The sequence below is a fragment of the Fredinandcohnia onubensis genome (genome assembly GCF_002734285.1).
In the GTDB taxonomy this organism is placed as follows: Bacteria; Bacillota; Bacilli; order Bacillales; family Bacillaceae_L; genus Ferdinandcohnia; species Ferdinandcohnia onubensis_A.
Genome location: NZ_NSEA01000011.1, coordinates 154,489 through 171,194, shown reverse-complemented (window position 1 = coordinate 171,194; position 16,706 = coordinate 154,489). Strand labels below are relative to the sequence as shown.

At 38.6% G+C, this 16,706-nt stretch carries 18 protein-coding genes; 16 read left to right on the top strand and 2 right to left on the bottom strand.

Annotated elements, in window-relative coordinates; translation table 11 throughout:
• Positions 1-31: 31 nt before the first annotated feature.
• Positions 32-1,441 (top strand): MFS transporter, encoded by a 1,410-nt coding sequence (locus CKJ95_RS12230; RefSeq protein WP_180271492.1) that lies wholly within the window; start codon positions 32-34, stop codon positions 1,439-1,441.
• Positions 1,442-1,655: 214 nt separating this feature from the next.
• Here the strand turns inward: CKJ95_RS12230 and CKJ95_RS12225 are convergent, their stop codons facing one another.
• Entirely contained in the window at positions 1,656-2,210 is a 555-nt protein-coding gene (locus tag CKJ95_RS12225) for a cysteine hydrolase family protein (protein WP_099353706.1), read from the bottom strand.
• A 119-nt stretch (positions 2,211-2,329) separates the two neighbouring features.
• On the opposite strand from CKJ95_RS12225, the gene CKJ95_RS12220 reads away from it, so the two are divergent.
• The gene (locus tag CKJ95_RS12220) at positions 2,330-2,773 is read left to right on the top strand and encodes an Lrp/AsnC family transcriptional regulator (protein ID WP_099353705.1); all 444 of its coding nucleotides are present in this window, start codon (positions 2,330-2,332) and stop codon (positions 2,771-2,773) included.
• Positions 2,774-2,824: 51 nt separating this feature from the next.
• On the opposite strand, the gene CKJ95_RS12215 is transcribed toward CKJ95_RS12220, so the two are convergent.
• A complete protein-coding gene (locus tag CKJ95_RS12215; RefSeq protein ID WP_257215782.1) occupies positions 2,825-3,184 on the bottom strand; it encodes a winged helix-turn-helix transcriptional regulator in 360 nt (119 codons plus the stop codon).
• Positions 3,185-3,347: 163 nt separating this feature from the next.
• Between CKJ95_RS12215 and CKJ95_RS12210 the strand changes: the two genes are divergently transcribed.
• The 14 genes from CKJ95_RS12210 (at position 3,348) to queC (ending at position 16,694) form a co-directional block, all read left to right on the top strand.
• Positions 3,348-4,256, top strand: coding sequence for a hypothetical protein (locus CKJ95_RS12210; RefSeq protein ID WP_218962749.1), 909 nt, complete (start codon positions 3,348-3,350; stop codon positions 4,254-4,256).
• Positions 4,257-4,353: 97 nt separating this feature from the next.
• Positions 4,354-5,238 carry an NAD-dependent protein deacetylase gene (locus tag CKJ95_RS12205; RefSeq protein WP_099353704.1) on the top strand — a complete coding sequence of 295 codons (885 nt, stop codon included), beginning with the start codon at positions 4,354-4,356 and terminating at the stop codon, positions 5,236-5,238.
• Positions 5,239-5,328: 90 nt separating this feature from the next.
• Positions 5,329-6,174 (top strand): Sir2 family NAD-dependent protein deacetylase, encoded by an 846-nt coding sequence (locus CKJ95_RS12200; protein WP_099353703.1) that lies wholly within the window; start codon positions 5,329-5,331, stop codon positions 6,172-6,174.
• Between the two features lie 82 nt (positions 6,175-6,256).
• Positions 6,257-6,838 (top strand): HD domain-containing protein, encoded by a 582-nt coding sequence (locus CKJ95_RS12195; protein WP_218962748.1) that lies wholly within the window; start codon positions 6,257-6,259, stop codon positions 6,836-6,838.
• A gap of 55 nt (positions 6,839-6,893) precedes the next feature.
• On the top strand, positions 6,894-8,360 hold the full coding sequence (locus tag CKJ95_RS12190) for a nicotinate phosphoribosyltransferase (RefSeq protein ID WP_099353702.1): 1,467 nt from the start codon (positions 6,894-6,896) through the stop codon (positions 8,358-8,360).
• A 63-nt stretch (positions 8,361-8,423) separates the two neighbouring features.
• Complete coding sequence (locus CKJ95_RS12185; RefSeq protein WP_099353701.1) at positions 8,424-8,966, top strand: cysteine hydrolase family protein; 543 nt, start codon at positions 8,424-8,426, stop codon at positions 8,964-8,966.
• Between the two features lie 23 nt (positions 8,967-8,989).
• Complete coding sequence (locus CKJ95_RS12180; protein WP_099353700.1) at positions 8,990-9,208, top strand: DUF896 domain-containing protein; 219 nt, start codon at positions 8,990-8,992, stop codon at positions 9,206-9,208.
• A 29-nt stretch (positions 9,209-9,237) separates the two neighbouring features.
• Positions 9,238-10,353, top strand: a complete 1,116-nt coding sequence (gene mnmA / locus CKJ95_RS12175) for a tRNA 2-thiouridine(34) synthase MnmA (RefSeq protein ID WP_099353699.1) — start codon at positions 9,238-9,240, stop codon at positions 10,351-10,353.
• Positions 10,354-10,468: 115 nt separating this feature from the next.
• Positions 10,469-10,636, top strand: coding sequence for a hypothetical protein (locus CKJ95_RS23365; protein ID WP_180271491.1), 168 nt, complete (start codon positions 10,469-10,471; stop codon positions 10,634-10,636).
• Positions 10,637-11,026: 390 nt separating this feature from the next.
• On the top strand, positions 11,027-12,451 hold the full coding sequence (gene nhaC, locus CKJ95_RS12170; RefSeq protein ID WP_099353698.1) for a Na+/H+ antiporter NhaC: 1,425 nt from the start codon (positions 11,027-11,029) through the stop codon (positions 12,449-12,451).
• Positions 12,452-12,734: 283 nt separating this feature from the next.
• On the top strand, positions 12,735-13,892 hold the full coding sequence (locus tag CKJ95_RS12165) for a Gfo/Idh/MocA family protein (protein WP_099353697.1): 1,158 nt from the start codon (positions 12,735-12,737) through the stop codon (positions 13,890-13,892).
• A 17-nt stretch (positions 13,893-13,909) separates the two neighbouring features.
• Entirely contained in the window at positions 13,910-14,638 is a 729-nt protein-coding gene (locus CKJ95_RS12160; protein WP_099353696.1) for a ThuA domain-containing protein, read from the top strand.
• Positions 14,639-14,651: 13 nt separating this feature from the next.
• Positions 14,652-15,743 (top strand): Gfo/Idh/MocA family protein, encoded by a 1,092-nt coding sequence (locus CKJ95_RS12155; protein ID WP_180271490.1) that lies wholly within the window; start codon positions 14,652-14,654, stop codon positions 15,741-15,743.
• 276 nt (positions 15,744-16,019) lie between these two features.
• A complete protein-coding gene (queC, locus tag CKJ95_RS12150) occupies positions 16,020-16,694 on the top strand; it encodes a 7-cyano-7-deazaguanine synthase QueC (protein WP_099353695.1) in 675 nt (224 codons plus the stop codon).
• Positions 16,695-16,706: the final 12 nt, after the last annotated feature.

The following is a 16,706-nucleotide window of genomic DNA, read 5'->3' as shown; positions in this document are numbered from 1 at the left end:
GGTATTTATCTCGAAAGGAGATTGTAAAGCTATGCTAGAAACAAAAAGTGGTTCACTTGTTAAACATCAAAAACTATTCATTACAGCGATCACTTTGGGGACTGTATTAAATCCGTTAAACACTTCGATGATTACTGTAGCATTGCCAGAAATTCAACATGAGTTTTCGCTTACAGCAAGTGACATCACATGGTTAATCGCATCATACTTCATCGTGTGTGCAATTTTCCTGCCACTCGTTGGAAAACTGAGCGATTTTTATGGAAGGAAGAAAATCTTTCTAATTGGATTACTATTAGTGAGTATATCTTCCCTTCTTGCCCCATTATCTCAAAATATGTTAACCCTGCTAGGGATGAGAGCCATTCAAGCGGTTGGTACGTCTGCTCTTTTCCCTGCGGGGATTGGAATGGTTCGTTCCTATATTAAAAAGAATCAAAATCGTGTCATCGGTTCACTATCTGTTTTTGCTACGACCTCATCCGCATTAGGGCCGACAATCAGTGGGCTGTTAATTACGCACGGTGGCTGGAAAGTGATCTTCTATGTGAATCTTCCGATTATCGCGCTTTCAGCCATCCTTGCATTCTTTTTTATTCCAAAAGATCAAAAAAATTCGCAGAAAACCTTTAAATGGGATGGTATGGGGATTATTTCCTTCAGTTTCTTAATTACTTTATGGATTTATTTTCTACAAACTTTAAAAAGCGGTATAGATATATGGGCATTAGCTGGTGCTATTGTGCTTAGTTTCGTATTTTATTTTGTTGAGAAAAAGAAATCAGCACCTTTCATCGATGTCGTTATCTTAAAAGAAAATCCAAATATCTCACTCGTATTTGTTCAATATATTTTTGCTACATTAATCTTCTTTGCGATTCTTTTATCCATGCCAACTTATTTACAAACAGGAGTTGAACTCAGCCCTCGACTTACAGGGATTTTGATGCTGTCGTTGTCGATCTTTTCAATGATCATCACACCAATTGCAACATGCTGGATTGAAAAAGTGGGATATCGAATTCCTCTTCTTTCAGCCGTTCTACTTGGTTTAGCGGGCGTTATTCTATTAATGACTGTTGCGAAGAGCTCACCACTTTATTTAATCGTAATTGTGTTGGCTACGGTCGGGTTGAGTAATGGTATTTTGCATATAGGGTTACAAACGTTGCTTTATTCATTTGTTTCTGTTTCGGAAAGTGGTACGGCATCAGGTTTATTTTTAACATCACGATTCATCGGTAATATCCTTGCATCAAGTGTGTTTGGATTAATGTTTGCAACAGGGGTCAACGATACAAACCTGAATTGGCTTGCTATCATATTAATTGTGATATCCGTCATTTTAATTCCTGGAATCCTCTATGTAACAAAAAGCGAAACGAAAAAAACGAAGTTGCATAGTGGTGATTTTAGAAGTATTTCTGATAGCAAAAGTTAATTTTTAAAAATGGAAAAAGAGAGCTATTGGTTTTCTTAATTTATATGTATCTATCATTTTTGTTTTTTTCATAAGGAAAAAGGGAGATTCTCACACGAAGCGGAATTATCTTATGATCAAAAAAAGCCTGATTTTTCATTTGAAGTTGAGAAATTGATTTTTTCAACGACAAAAAAGGGAGCTTGTATTTAAACAAACTCCCTTTTGTACTTATTTAGTTCTTCTGTTCTAGGAATTCCTCAGTCGAACTTACAGCACAGTACAAACTACCAACCGCACTGACAAACGCAGTATGCACCTGTTCAGCTGGTACAACCTTACCTTGATATTCCAAATCTCTAGTTGCACATGCATCTTCGATTAGTAAAGTTTCAAAACCTAGATCAACTGCCGCACGAACTGTTGCATCAATACACATATGTGTCATCATACCTACAACCACTACCTTGGTTACGCCTTTTTCTCTTAACTTGCTTTCTAAATCGGTCTTCAAAAAGCTGTTAGGGAAATTTTTTATGATAAGGTTTTCGTGCTCTAATGGTAGAACAGTTTCATGTATTTCTGCGCCTTCTGTATTTGGAAGGAAGAAGCCTAACTCTGGGCTAGCTGCGATATGCTGAACATGGAAGATATTATCCTTGTTATTTTGTCTAAACCAATCAAGAACTTTAGCTGCATTAGCGGCTGCTTTATCAGGGTTGACTAATTCCATCTTACCATTTGCAAAATAGTCATTTTGTATATCGACAATAATTAAAGCTGTACTCATTTATTCCACCTCATTTATAATTTTTGGTACATTACAATGATAACTGCTATTAAAATTTCTATCGATACTTTGATGAAACACTTTTAGCTTAAATCATTTCATGGTGAAAGGAATTTATTATGGAACTAGATAACATTGATTTTCAGATCTTACGATTACTATCCGAAAATTCGCGTATTCAATGGAAAGACCTAGGCGAACAAATTCATATGACAGGACAGGCAGTAGGGAATCGGATCAAAAAACTAGAGGATAGTGGTGTAATTAAAGCCTACACTCTACTAGTAGATGAAATGAAATTAGGACTCTCCTATACAGCGTTTGTTATTATTTATATGAAAACAGCAAATCATGATTCGTTTATACGTTTTGTTCATGATCGAAATGATGTACTTGAAGTTCACCGGGTATCGGGGGAAGGTTGTTACCACTTAAAAATAAAGGTAAAATCCCAAGAACAGTTAAATCTTTTTCTTAATGAACTTCTCGAATATGGGAATTATAGTATGCATTTATCTATACAGGAGATTAAACAACAGAATCCGTTAGCTACCACAAAATAAAAAAAGGGTATAACTCCTCAAATACTGAGAGGTTATACCCTTTTTGCTCCATTAATTTTCTTTATTATGTTCTCCCCATTGGCACATTCCTTGAATTATTGGCCAAAGACTTTGCCCTTTTTCAGTAAGGCTATATTCAACCTTTGGCGGAATTTGTGGATATTCCTCACGATGTACTAAACCATCATTCTGCATTTCTTTTAATGTAGTACTGAGGGTTTTATAGGTTATCTTGCCTAACATGCGCTGAAGTTCATTATAGCGGACCGTACCGTGATTTGATAAATGGTAAATAATTAGCAGTTTCCATTTACCGCTGATAATGGAGAGGGTGTAACCAAAAAAAGGTTCTTGGCTATCAGTAATCTTCTCGTTACTATCAAAAACATTAACCTTGGATTTTTCCATCATTACACTATCCTCCTAGATAGTATGTGTCTTAAAAGTGCATACTTGTTTGTTGAGTTATACCAACTATATAATACATTCAGAAACAAGTAAAGCAGTGTTTCTATACAAAAAATAAATTAAACCTCCTGATTTTACTTTGTATTTGAGGGAGAGTTATATATGTGTGATGTATTTAGATAGATTGATAGGAGGAAAAAAACTATATCAAGATTATATAGAAACATTACTTCAGAAAATCGAAGAAGCTGATGCCATTGTGGTTGGTGGTGCTGCTGGCATGTCTACCGCTTCCGGATTCAACTGGTATCAGACTGACGAAACTTTTCTGAAGCACTTTGGAAAATTTGCAGAAAAATATAATATCGAAAATATATTTTATGGCTTCTATTATCGTTTTTCAACAAAAGAAGAACGCTGGGCTTATATTGCAACTTTAATCAAGTTTGTCTATGATTCCAAATTCGGTCAGACCTATCTTGATTTACATCAACTACTTCAAGATAAAGATTATTTCATTGTTACAACGAATCAGGATACTCAGTTTTCCAAGGTTTTCCCTGAAGAGAAGGTTTCTCCAATTCAAGGAGATTGGCGTTATTTTCAATGCAGTGGTTCTTGTCATGATCAGGTTTACTTTAATAAAGAACAGATTGAGGAAATGTACGCAAATATAGAGGGAACTAGAATCCCTACTGATTTGATACCAAAATGTCCAAAATGTGGGCAGGACATGGAACCATGGGTTCGATCACGTGTGTTCCTGCAAGGAAGCTTTTTCAAAAGCGAATTAAGTAAATACCAAGCATATATCATGAAAAACAAATATAAAAAGATTTTATTTCTGGAATTAGGCGTTGGTACCATGACACCAATGTTTATTAAAGAACCATTTTGGGAGATGACTTATAGTTTGCCAGGTGCTTACTACATTAGTATAAACCCTAAAGATGCGGTCGTTCCTAGAGAGATAGAGGAAAAAGGAATTGCAATTAATGAAGACATTGCCCGTGTATTTCAAGATGCTTTGAACGAGAAGGCAAAAAGAGGTCAACAAGTTGCTAGTTATTCCTAAATAGGGAATTTACAAAGGGCAAACAAAAGGTTTTTGTATGGGTGCTTTTAAGTGAATGTTTTTCACTAAGTAGAAATATCATGAGGAGGACAAAAAAATGTTACCACACCAATATCAAAACAATATAGACACAATACTGCAAAAAATTAAAGAAGCTGACGCGATTGTTGTTGGCGGAGCCTCCGGCATGTCTGCGGCTGCCGGATATAACTGGTATCGCGATGATGAAAATTTCCGAAAGTACTTTAACGCATTTGCTGTTGAGTATGGGATTGACAGTATTTTTGGAGGATTTTACTATAAATTCCGCACTGAAGAAGAACGATGGGCATATCTAGCAACTTTGATTAACTTTGTAGCAGATGTCCCCATTGGTCAGCCTTATAAGGATTTATATGAAATTTTGAAAGACAAAAACTATTATATTCTTACGACAAATCAAGATACCCAATTTTTACAAGTGTTCCCAGAGGAAAAAGTCAGTGCTATTCAAGGGAACTGGACATATCTGCAGTGTAGTGGTCCCTGTCATGACGGTATTTATCCTTATGCGGAACAAGCAAAGGAACTCTGTAATCACATCGAAGGGACGAAGATTCCATCCAGCATGGTTCCAACGTGCCCGGAATGTGGCGGCCCTATGGAACTATGGGTACGTTCCTTCGTATTTCTAGAAGGAAGCAAATATCATGATGAGCATAGAAAATATCGTGAATTTCTACTGGAAAATCACAATAAGAAAGTCCTCTTTTTGGAGTTGGGCGTTGGACGAATGACTCCGATGTTCATCCAAGAACCCTTCTGGAACATGACTTACAGTTGGCCGGATGCCTACTATATTACGATCAATCCAAAGGATGCATTGCTGCCGCAACAACTGAAGGATAAGAATAAGGGAATTGCCATTCATGAAGATATTGCACCAGTACTGCGAGATGTTCTGACCAAACAACAAACAGAAGGTGAAAAAGGTGCGGTTTAACAAATAAAGGAATAACGATTGATGCAAATATTGGACAAGTAATTTGTGATTAAGTTTCGAATCCAGAATCTGATAAGGATGGAGAATCATATGAAAGAGAAATTTTATAACGTTTTAAGAAAAATAGAAGAGGCTGACGGAATTGTAATTGGGGCAAGTAATGGCCTTTCTATTTCAGAAGGTATTCATATATTTGCAGATAACGCAGCCTTTCAAGAGAATTTTGGAGATTTCCGTGAAAAGTATGGTTTTCGTAGCATCATACAGGGAGCTTTTTATCCATTCCCTACTGAGGAAGAAAAATGGGCATTCTTCAGCCGGCTGTACAACTACTTTTTATACGACAAGGAAGCAAGTCCTGTTATGAAGAATCTTTATGAACTGGTAAAAGATAAAAATTATTTTGTGGTTACCTCTAATATAGATGATCATTTTAGACAGGCTGGATTTCCAAAGGAACGTCTCTTCGAGATAGAAGGCAATTGCCGGAATCTGCAATGCTCTCATGGTTGCCATGATCAGATTTATGCAGGTGACGATGTCTTATGTAAAATGGCCGAACATCAAGAGAATGGAAAGGTCCCATCGAATCTTATTCCTAAGTGTCCAGAGTGTGGCGGCCCAATGCAAGTCCATGTTGAAGTCGATCGGAATTTTTTAAGAGGTGAGTTTTGGCAAACAAACTATCAGACTTATCAGGATTTTATCGAAAAAGCTCATGGCAAAAAATTAGTCCTACTGGAATTAGGTGTAGGTGCAAGAAATCAATTGATTAAAGCCCCGTTAATGAATCTAACCAATCATGAGGAATTTGCGACCTACATTACTTTTAATAGAGGTAGCGAGCTCTATGTTCCAAATGTAATTGCTGCTAAATCCATTGGGATTGACGGTAATATTTCGGAAGTATTACAGCAATTGGTGCAGATGAAATAAGTTGGGACTTAAGGGACAGGTCCCTCGTCCCAGTAAGAGGAAATAAGTTATTTTCTTTATAAGAAAAAAGAGGAGGGAATGAATGATGTTTCTAGCGAATGTTTTGAATTATCCTGTGCTCCAACCAATCAAAAAGCCTTACGAAAAATGGTATACATTTATGGAAGAAAAGGTTGAGTTTTGGCTTCCAGATAGTGAATGGCATACGAAAACCCATTGTGCTCGCGTACTATTACTGGCACTCCTCATCGGACACCAAAAGAACTTAAGTGAGGAGGAAAAGGAGCTACTTGCGATGGCGGCTGTTTTCCATGATACCCGACGCCTGGATGATGGGATTGATAAAGGACATGGTAGTCGTGCTGCAGAGTATTACAAAGAATATTGCCGTGAGCACGGTTTGTCATATGATGAGCAAACCTATTACATTACCTTTTACCACGACCAGGATGATTCGCTTGGATTGTCAGAGATAGCTAAGTCATCTAGATTAAGTGAACGGGCCATACTATTGTATCAGATCTTCAAAGATGCAGACGCACTCGACCGATTTCGTTTGGGCCCTGATGCTTTGGATGTAAAATTTCTTCGGACAAAAGAAGCATATCGACTTGTTGACTTTGCAAAAGATCTTTTACGTAAAAGTAGTGAAACTGATTCTTGAATATCTTCTTAGCGTGAGCAAGTCCGAGCGTATTTTGTTAGTTTAGGAGGAAATGATGGTGAATAAGTACATGGACGATAGCTTTGCCCTTCACACGGACTTGTACCAAATCAATATGGCAGAAGCCTATTGGGAAGATAATATTCATACTAAAAAAGCTGTATTCGAATTGTATTTTCGAAAACTACCATTTGGAAATGGGTATGCGATCTTTGCCGGACTGGAACGAATCCTTGAATATCTTCAAACGTTTCATTTTACTGAAAGCGATTTGGAGTATTTAAAAGAACTTGGCTATCAGGAAGACTATGTTGATTATTTGCGAACCGTACGCTTTACAGGAACTGTTCGATCAATGAAAGAAGGGGAAGTTGTATTTGGCAATGAGCCAATTCTTCAGATTGAAGCACCTCTAATTGAAGCTCAGCTCATCGAGACGGCCTTGTTAAATATTGTAAACTATCAAACCCTCATCGCAACCAAAGCCTCCCGAATCAAACAAGTCGTAGGTGATCAACCAGTATCAGAGTTTGGCACAAGACGTGCACATGAATTAGATGCTGCATTATGGGGCACAAGAGCGGCTTTCATTGGTGGGTTTTCTAGCACAAGTAATGTTCGAGCAGGAAAGCGATTTGGTCTTCCCGTTTCAGGAACACATGCTCATTCCTTCGTACAAGCGTATCGTGATGAATACATCGCTTTCCATAAGTATGCACAACGGCACAAAGATTGTGTGTTCTTAGTAGATACCTATGACACGCTAAAATCAGGCGTTCCTACGGCAATCAAAGTCGCCAAAGAGCTGGGAAACAACATAAATTTTTTAGGCATTCGGTTAGATAGTGGAGATTTGGCTTACCTTTCCAAAGAAGCAAGAAAATTATTAGATCAAGCAGGCTTTGGAGATGCTAAAATTTTTGCTTCAAATGATCTTGATGAATATACGATTATGAGCTTGAAAGCACAAGGAGCGAAACTCGATGCGTGGGGAGTAGGTACGAAAGCCATAACGGCCTTCGATCAACCGGCCTTAGGCGTGGTGTATAAAATGGTTTCGATTGAGGATGACAACGGACAAATGATCGATACTATCAAAATTTCTTCGAGCCCAGAAAAAGTTACGACCCCAGGGTTAAAAAAGGTATATCGTATCATCAACAATCATACGGGAAAATCAGAAGGCGATTATATTACCCTAGCCAGCGAACAACCAGAAAAAGAAGCCAAATTACACATGTTTCATCCTGTGCATACGTACATTGGAAAATTCGTCACCAATTTTACGGCAAAGGACTTGCATGAAAATATTTTCGAGGCTGGCTCGCTTGTGTATGAACATCCGAGGGTCCAACAGATTCAATCCTATGCTGGCCAACAACTAAACCTGTTATGGGAAGAATATCAACGTTCTTTAAATCCTGAGGAATATCCCGTGGTCTTAAGTCAAGCCTGTTGGGATAACAAAATGAAAAACATCGAGGAAACAAAAAAACACTACCGACAAACAGCACCTTTATAAGTTATTTACTTCGTTTAGACAAAGATTGATATTTTTAAAAATATATGTTGGGGTTGAATGAAAATGGCAAACGAAACTTTATTAATTGTTGATATGAGTAATGATTTTGTAGCTGAACATGGCACCTTAACTGTTGGTAAGCATGCACAAGAAATAGTACCTTATATTAAGGATTTGGCGACTAGATTTTTAGAAGAGGGAAAAGTGGTTGTCATATCAATGGATTCACACCAACCAAATGACCCACACTTTGAATTATGGCCACCTCATAATATTGAAGGTACAGAAGGGCAACGATTATACGGAGATTTACATGAGTGGTATCAAGAAAATAAAGACCATGAAAATTTTATATATTCGCCTAAAACGAACTATAACGCCTTCTTTCAAACGGGGTTGGCTGAGACATTGAGAAACAAAGGAACGCAAAAAGTTCATGTTGTAGGGGTAACAACGGATATTTGTGACTTATTAACGGTTGCGGGAGCAGATGCAGAAGGATTCAAAACAGCCGTTCATAGACGTGGTGTAGCAACATTTACAGACCTTGGAGAAACAATGATAGACCATATGAAACGTTGCTTCCATACTGAAATTATTGAATAAAAGTAAATAGGACGGTGAAATCAATGATTGACTCCTTACAGCGCATTAATGAATTAGCAAAAAAGCAGCGTGAAGAAGGATTAACAGGTGCAGAAAAAGTCGAACAACAAGTACTTCGAGAGGATTATTTACATCAAATACGTGGGCAAGTTCTCGATACTTTCTCAGGCATGAAGGTGTTGGATCGACTTGGAAATGATGTAACACCCGAAAAAGTCCGCAATTTAAAAACAAAAGATTAAGGATTAATAAATAGATAGGATGAAACGAAATGAAAAAAACACCAAAGGACACACGTGTAGTTGTTGGAATGTCAGGTGGAGTCGATTCTTCCGTTGCAGCAATGCTTCTAAAAGAGCAAGGCTATGACGTTATCGGAATATTCATGAAGAACTGGGACGATACAGATGAATTTGGTGTTTGTACGGCTACAGAAGACTATGAGGACGTTATCCGCGTTTGCAATCAACTGGATATTCCCTATTATTCCGTGAATTTTGAAAAGGAATATTGGGACAAGGTATTCACCTACTTCTTAGATGAATATAGGGCAGGAAGAACCCCGAATCCTGATATAATATGCAATAAGGAAATCAAATTCAAGGCGTTTTTAGATCATGCCACGAGCGTCGGAGCAGATTATGTGGCTACGGGACATTATGCAAGAGTGGTTAGAGAAGACGGTAAAGTTCACATGTTAAGAGGAAAAGATGAAAATAAGGATCAGACTTATTTCCTTAATCAATTAACAGAGGAGCAATTAAGTAAGGTGTTATTCCCGTTAGGTGAGATAGAGAAAACCAAAGTAAGGGAATTAGCTGCAGAAGCAAATTTAGCAACAGCATCCAAAAAAGATAGCACAGGTATTTGCTTTATTGGTGAGCGAAACTTCAAAGAGTTCCTAAGTGGTTATTTGCCTGCTCAAAAAGGGAATATGGAAACATTCGATGGCAAAATGATGGGACAACACGATGGATTAATGTATTATACAATCGGTCAAAGACACGGATTGGGGATTGGGGGCAATGGTGATCCTTGGTTTGTAATAGGAAAAGATATTGAAAGGAATGTACTTTATGTTGGACAGGGTTTCCACCATGAAATGCTATATTCAGATAGCATTGTTGCAGATGATGTAAGCTGGATACGGGTGGGTGCTATTCCTGATACCTTTGAATGTACTGCAAAATTCCGCTATCGCCAACAGGACAATAAAGTAACGGTAGAACGATTGGATGATTCCAAAGTTAAAGTCACTTTCCACGAACCGATTCGTGCCATAACGCCTGGACAAGCTGTTGTCTTCTATCAAGGAGAAGAATGCCTAGGTGGAGGAACAATTAGACAAGTGTATCGTGATTACAATCAATTAACTCACGTTGGGTAAAGAAGAAGGGAACCAAAAACTATTCTGCTTTTAGGAGCGTTAATCTTTTTTTAGGTAGAAAAAAGCAAGAACAAATCGAGTTACTTATGAAGCACGTGCAAAAGAACTACGCGATTTGTTAAGCAATCTTGAAGGAGAGCGAAGATTAGGAAGAGAAGAAGGAAATGAACTAGGAAGAAAAGAAGAAAAATATCAAAATGCCATAAAAATGATTAAAAAAGGTCTAGATCTTTCTTTAATTGGTGAGATTACTGGTTCGCCCCAAGAAGTAAACTCAATTTGAAAGAAAATGAATAAAAGTGTAAGCCACTCGATATGAGTGGCTTATTTAACGTTAAACACCTAGGATAGAGGTTGGTTGAAACAAGGGGAGATAGGACAAGGGACCGCGACCCACTTGTGACCAGGATATATTTAGCATTTGGGAGTTATTTGGAGCATTTTCAATCGAAATGTAAGTATGCGTGAGCTATCCTTTATAAAACAACTTTATATCCATGGAGGTGTTTCTATACTTGAATTTACAGAATTTTATAACAAAACGAATAACTGCTATACTTTATATATGCATAATGAAACGTAAGGGTCGACCCCAAACATATTAAGTTAGTTTCATAAACTCAAATGGAGTACTCCTTTATTAAACAACTAATACTAATTTAGGAGTGTTTGGATGGATAAAAACATTGTGAAAAAACCGTCATTAGCGTATTCGTTACTTATTTTATCGTTAATCATTGTAATTATAGCAACAGGGATGCTTGTTTTTGGTGCTTCTATTCAGATTATGATGTTTATCACTTTATTAACGATTATTCCTTTTGTCACGAGGTTAGGGTATTCATATAAAAATGTAGAAGAAAGTATTTTTTCATCGATGCTTAAGGCCTTGCAGCCATCCATGATTCTATTAACTGTTGGAATATTAATTGGTTCATGGATTGCATCTGGAACTGTTCCCGCGTTAATTTATTATGGGATTCAAGCAATTTCTCCACAGTTCTTCCTCGTATCAACTCTTATCTTCTGTTCCATCGTTTCTTTAGCGACTGGGTCATCTTGGGCTACTCTTGGGACAGCTGGAATCGCCATGATGGGTGTGAGTCAAAGTTTAGGGATACCTGCAGGCGTGACAGCAGGTGCGATTATAAGTGGTGCTTATTTTGGAGATAAAATGTCGCCATTATCGGATAGTACCAATTTATCACCAGCTGTTGTTGGTGCGGATTTAATGACTCATATTAAACATATGTTATGGACAACAGTTCCTGCTTATCTTGTTACGGCAATCATTTTTACAATCTTAGGTATGAGATATGGAACAGAGTCTGTTAGTTCAACAGATGTCAATACTCTTACAGGCTATTTAGCGGAGCATTTCAATTTGGGAATCATTCCGTTCATACCGGTGGTTATCCTTTTTGTCCTCCTCATTGCAAAACAACCGGCAATCACATCGATTTTTATAGGTGCCCTTTCAGGTGCAGTTGTGGCTATAATCTATCAAGGGTCAACGATTAGTGAAATCGTAAATGTGTTTTATAATGGCTATCATGTGGAGTCAGGGATAGAGACCATTAATACCCTCCTTCAACGTGGAGGACTGACAAGTATGCTTCCATTAGTTGCTCTCTTCTTATTCGCACTCGGAATTGGTGGATTGTTACAAAAATCTGGAGTGCTTGAAACGATTGTTGTATCTCTTACAAGCCGAATAAAAAGTAGGGGTATGTTAGTTTTCGCAACTATTATTACGGCCTATTTTACATTAGGTATTGGTGGGTCATTCTCTTTTTCCGCTGTGATGACCGGTACATTAATGAAACCGTTATACGATAAATTTAATTTGCGGCCAGAAAATTTGTCAAGAATCATTGAAGATTGTTCAACACAAAGTTGTTCACTTCCACCTTGGACGGCAAGTGGTCTATTCACCGCGGCAGCTTTAGGAGTTTCGCCGTTAGTCTATATCCCATTCTGTTTCATGGCAATGATCACGCCGCTGTTCACGTTGATTTATGGTATAACAGGCTTCACATATACAGAAAAAGAGAAGATACAAGTCGTAAACGACTATAAAAAAACAGCTGAAGCTTAAATGTATCCAATTGTTGCACGGGATTGCGTTATATCCAGGGTGAATTGCGTTATATTCAGGATAATTGCACTTTAAAATGTGGAATTGCGCTTTATCCAGAAAAATTGCGCTATAACCAGAGGCAAGCACTTTTCCATGTTCATTACCAAGCTACTCAATCCGAGTAGCTTTTTTTTATTTTTCGCTTAAAAAATAGACAATTCCTTAGCAAATGATTGTATTTGTTATGGTGCGGATATGATTAAATGGGAGGTAGTACACTTATAAAGAAAGGGATGAAACTATGAAACAAGTAAATATCGGTATGATTGGTTACAAGTTTATGGGAAAAGCACATTCTCACGCATATCGTGATTTGCCGCTATTCTTTCCAGAACGGCTTCGTCCTGAAATGAAAGTGATATGTGGCAGAAATCAAGAAGCAGTTGCGGAGGCAGCAACACAATTTGGTTGGGAAGCGTATACGAATGATTGGCGCGCCCTTATTGAACGTGATGACATTGATTTGATTGATATTAATGCCCCAAGTGATGTACATAAAGAGATTGCGATTGCGGCTGCAAAAGCGGGGAAACATGTTTTTTGTGAAAAACCATTAGCGCTTACACTTCAGGATTCTAAGGAAATGTTGGAGGCAGTGAAGGAAGCGGGTGTGAAGCATATGATTGGCTTTAACTACCGTTTTACACCGGCTGTTAGACTTGCGAAGAAGCTGATTGACGAAGGCGCATTGGGGGATATCTATCATTTCCGAGCTTGGTTTCTTCAAGATTGGTTAGTGGACCCGAATTTCCCACTTGCCTGGAGACTTCAAAAAGAGATTGCTGGTTCTGGTTCACATGGAGATTTAGGTGCTCATCTCATTGATTTGGCACATTATTTAATCGGTGATATCTCTGAGGTTATTGGAATGAGTGAAACATTTATTAAAGAAAGGCCGTTGCCAACAAACATGACAGGGCTATCGGCAACAGGGAGTAACCAAGGTGAAAAGGGGCCAGTAACAGTTGACGATGCTACATTATTTATGGCACGATTCGCTAATGGTGCACTAGGTAGCTTTGAGGCAACTCGTTTTGCAACAGGGCATCGCAGTACGAATTCGTTCGAAATTAATGGTAGTAAAGGGAGCGTTATTTTTGATTTTGAAAGATTGAATGAGCTTCAGGTTTATTTTACAGATGACAGAGAGGATGCTCAAGGTTTCCGTCGTGTTTTAGCAACAGAACCAGGTCACGACTATATTGACCGCTATTGGCCAGCAGGGCACACGATTGGATATGAGCATACATTTATTCATGAAATCGTAGAATTTATGGATGCCATTCAAGAGGATCGTCAGCCTGTGCCTAATTTTGAAGATGGTGTGAAATGCCAAGCGGTTTTAGAAGCTGTGGAACAGTCGATTGAAAAACGCCAATGGATTAAAATATCTGAATGATAAAGGAGCGTTCATCTATGCATAAAAAGGCATTAATCGTTTGGGGTGGCTGGGAAGGTCATGAGCCAGAACAGGTTGCCCATCTTTTTAAAAACTTGCTCGAGGAAGAAAATTTTCATGTTGAGGTCTCACATTCACTAGATACATATGCAGATGCTGAAAAACTACAATCACTAGACTTACTGGTTCCTCATTGGACAATGGGGGAGATTGAGAAGAAATATGTTCATAATATTTCTCAAGCTGTTGCCAATGGAGTTGGGATCGCTGGCTGTCATGGGGGAATGTGTGATTCATTTCGAAAAAATGTAGATTGGCAGTTTATGACGGGTGGAAATTGGGTTGCTCACCCCGGTAATGATGGTGTTGAGTATATGGTGAATATCAAACATAGTTCAAGTCCATTGCTTGAGGGCTTGTCTGATTTTAAAGTCGTGAGTGAACAATATTATCTTCACTTCGATCCAGCTGTGGAAGTGTTGGCCACAACAAGATTCCCAGTTGTAGATGGTCCACATGCGACTAATAAAGCAGTTGACATGCCCGTTGTTTGGACAAAACGGTGGGGACAAGGGCGAGTCTTTTATAGCTCCTTGGGACACCATGCGGATATTATTGAAATGCCGGAAGTGTCTCTCATTATGCGTCGTGGATTTTTATGGGCGGCGGAAGGAAAGCAACAGGCTAATCGAGTAGCAGGTTCTGGAGATGTTCGAACGTATACGGGTATGGGAGATAGTCAATAAAAGGAGGAAGATTATGGGCAAAATGAAACTTGGCATCATCGGATGTGGAACCATAAGTTCAATCTATATGGAAAACCTACAAAAATATGAACATCTTGAACTTGTGGCTTGTGCTGATTTAGATGTAGCTCGGGCAAAACAGCAAGCAGAAAAATTTGGAGTGCCTAACGCATATTCTGTTGAAGAGTTATTGGCGGACGATGAAATCCAGTTGGTGATTAATTTAACCATTCCTCGTGCGCACGCGACAGTTAGTCTCCAAGCACTAGAAGCAGGCAAGCATGTGTATACGGAAAAGCCTCTTACTGTGTCTCGCGAAGAGGGGAAACAAATTTTAGAAGTAGCCAGAAACTCTAAGTTACTCGTTGGTGGTGCTCCAGATACTTTTTTAGGTGCTGGTATTCAAACTGCAATTCATCTGATTGAAAAGGGTGAAATTGGTGTTCCAATTGGAGCATCAGCTTTTATGATCAACCGAGGTCATGAACATTGGCATCCGGACCCTGCCTTTTATTATGATCATGGTGGCGGACCGATGTTTGACATGGGGCCCTATTATTTAACAGCATTGGTGGCATTATTAGGTCCAATGAAGCGGATAGCGGGTACAACAAGAATCAGTTATCCGGAGCGAATGATTTTAAGTGAACCTAAGAAGGGGACAAAAATTGATGTTGTAACTCCAACTCATATCGCGGGAACCGTTGATTTTGATTCAGGTGCAATTGCAACGATTACGACTAGCTTTGATGCCTTTGGTGGAACATCATTGCCTCCGATTGAGGTTTATGGAAGTGAGGGAACTTTATTGGTCCCAAATCCAAATACATTCGGAGGACCAGTCAAAATCAGAAGAAAAGATGAAAAGGATTTTGTCGAGGTTCCGCTTATTTTTGATAATCCTACTAATAACCGAGGCATTGGTGTAGCGGATATGGCAAACGCCATCCTACATAATCAATCTTTCCGTGCAAATGGTGAGCTAGCTTATCACGTTTTAGAAGCCATGCATGGCTTCCATGATTCCTCAGATAGTGGGAGGCATTATGTCATGGAGAGTACGTGTGAGAAGCCGCCGATGTTAAATGTGGTGTCACAACGTTAATAAACTACTAAAAATAACCGAGTCGAGAAAGGTAATGGATAAATATGGTGGGACAAGGGACCTGTCCCCGCGACCCATGGAGAAAATTGGTGGGGAAACGGCTATCCAAAGTTTTTATACCACTGTATTGACTTTTGTGATACTATAATTTTTAGTTGAATACAAAAATCCGTTTTTTAGCGGTAGAGGTTCTAGCACCCCTCTTTAAAAAAACTAAGATGAAGCAGTACTTCTCTTGGGGTACTGTTTTTTCTTTTGTCGGAAGGAGTTTTTATCATGTTAAAAGATGAAAAGGCGGTTGTGGTATTTAGTGGTGGGCAAGACAGTACCACATGTTTATTTTGGGCCTTAGAAACTTTTAAAGAGGTCGAGGTTGTGACTTTTAATTACAACCAACGACATAAGCAGGAGATTGAGTGTGCAAAGGCGATTGCGAGCGAGGTCAATGTTGCCCATCATATTTTGGATATGCAGCTTTTAAATCAACTTGCGCCAAATGCGTTAACTCGAAATGATATGGAGATAAAAGAAGGCGAAGATGGCGAGTTACCATCGACATTTGTTCCAGGCCGTAATCTACTCTTTTTATCATTTGCTGCTGTTTTGGCAAGCCAAGTAGGTGCGAAACACATCATTACCGGTGTTTCGGAAACTGATTTCAGTGGGTATCCGGATTGTCGAGATTCTTTTATTAAATCGCTAAATGTAACGATTAATTTAGCAATGGACCAACAGTTTGTCATCCATACTCCGTTAATGTGGTTGGATAAGGCACAAACATGGAAACTTTCTGATGATCTGGGTGTCTTGGATTTTGTTCGTAAAAAGACATTAACTTGTTATGAAGGTGTCATTGGAGAAGGCTGTGGGGAATGCCCTGCCTGCAAATTAAGAAAAAAAGGATTAACTCTTTACCTTGAATCACGTGAGAGAGTTGAGGAATTTAAATAATACACAATTTAA

Coding starts and splice junctions, on each gene's coding strand:
- CKJ95_RS12230 (WP_180271492.1), top strand. CDS start 32: ATGCTAGAAACAAAAAGTGGTTCACTTGTTAAACATCAAAAACTATTC.
- CKJ95_RS12225 (WP_099353706.1), bottom strand. CDS start 2,210: ATGAGTACAGCTTTAATTATTGTCGATATACAAAATGACTATTTTGCA.
- CKJ95_RS12220 (WP_099353705.1), top strand. CDS start 2,330: ATGGAACTAGATAACATTGATTTTCAGATCTTACGATTACTATCCGAA.
- CKJ95_RS12215 (WP_257215782.1), bottom strand. CDS start 3,184: ATGATGGAAAAATCCAAGGTTAATGTTTTTGATAGTAACGAGAAGATT.
- CKJ95_RS12205 (WP_099353704.1), top strand. CDS start 4,354: ATGTTACCACACCAATATCAAAACAATATAGACACAATACTGCAAAAA.
- CKJ95_RS12200 (WP_099353703.1), top strand. CDS start 5,329: ATGAAAGAGAAATTTTATAACGTTTTAAGAAAAATAGAAGAGGCTGAC.
- CKJ95_RS12195 (WP_218962748.1), top strand. CDS start 6,257: ATGATGTTTCTAGCGAATGTTTTGAATTATCCTGTGCTCCAACCAATC.
- CKJ95_RS12190 (WP_099353702.1), top strand. CDS start 6,894: ATGGTGAATAAGTACATGGACGATAGCTTTGCCCTTCACACGGACTTG.
- CKJ95_RS12185 (WP_099353701.1), top strand. CDS start 8,424: ATGGCAAACGAAACTTTATTAATTGTTGATATGAGTAATGATTTTGTA.
- CKJ95_RS12180 (WP_099353700.1), top strand. CDS start 8,990: ATGATTGACTCCTTACAGCGCATTAATGAATTAGCAAAAAAGCAGCGT.
- mnmA (WP_099353699.1), top strand. CDS start 9,238: ATGAAAAAAACACCAAAGGACACACGTGTAGTTGTTGGAATGTCAGGT.
- nhaC (WP_099353698.1), top strand. CDS start 11,027: ATGGATAAAAACATTGTGAAAAAACCGTCATTAGCGTATTCGTTACTT.
- CKJ95_RS12165 (WP_099353697.1), top strand. CDS start 12,735: ATGAAACAAGTAAATATCGGTATGATTGGTTACAAGTTTATGGGAAAA.
- CKJ95_RS12160 (WP_099353696.1), top strand. CDS start 13,910: ATGCATAAAAAGGCATTAATCGTTTGGGGTGGCTGGGAAGGTCATGAG.
- CKJ95_RS12155 (WP_180271490.1), top strand. CDS start 14,652: ATGGGCAAAATGAAACTTGGCATCATCGGATGTGGAACCATAAGTTCA.
- queC (WP_099353695.1), top strand. CDS start 16,020: ATGTTAAAAGATGAAAAGGCGGTTGTGGTATTTAGTGGTGGGCAAGAC.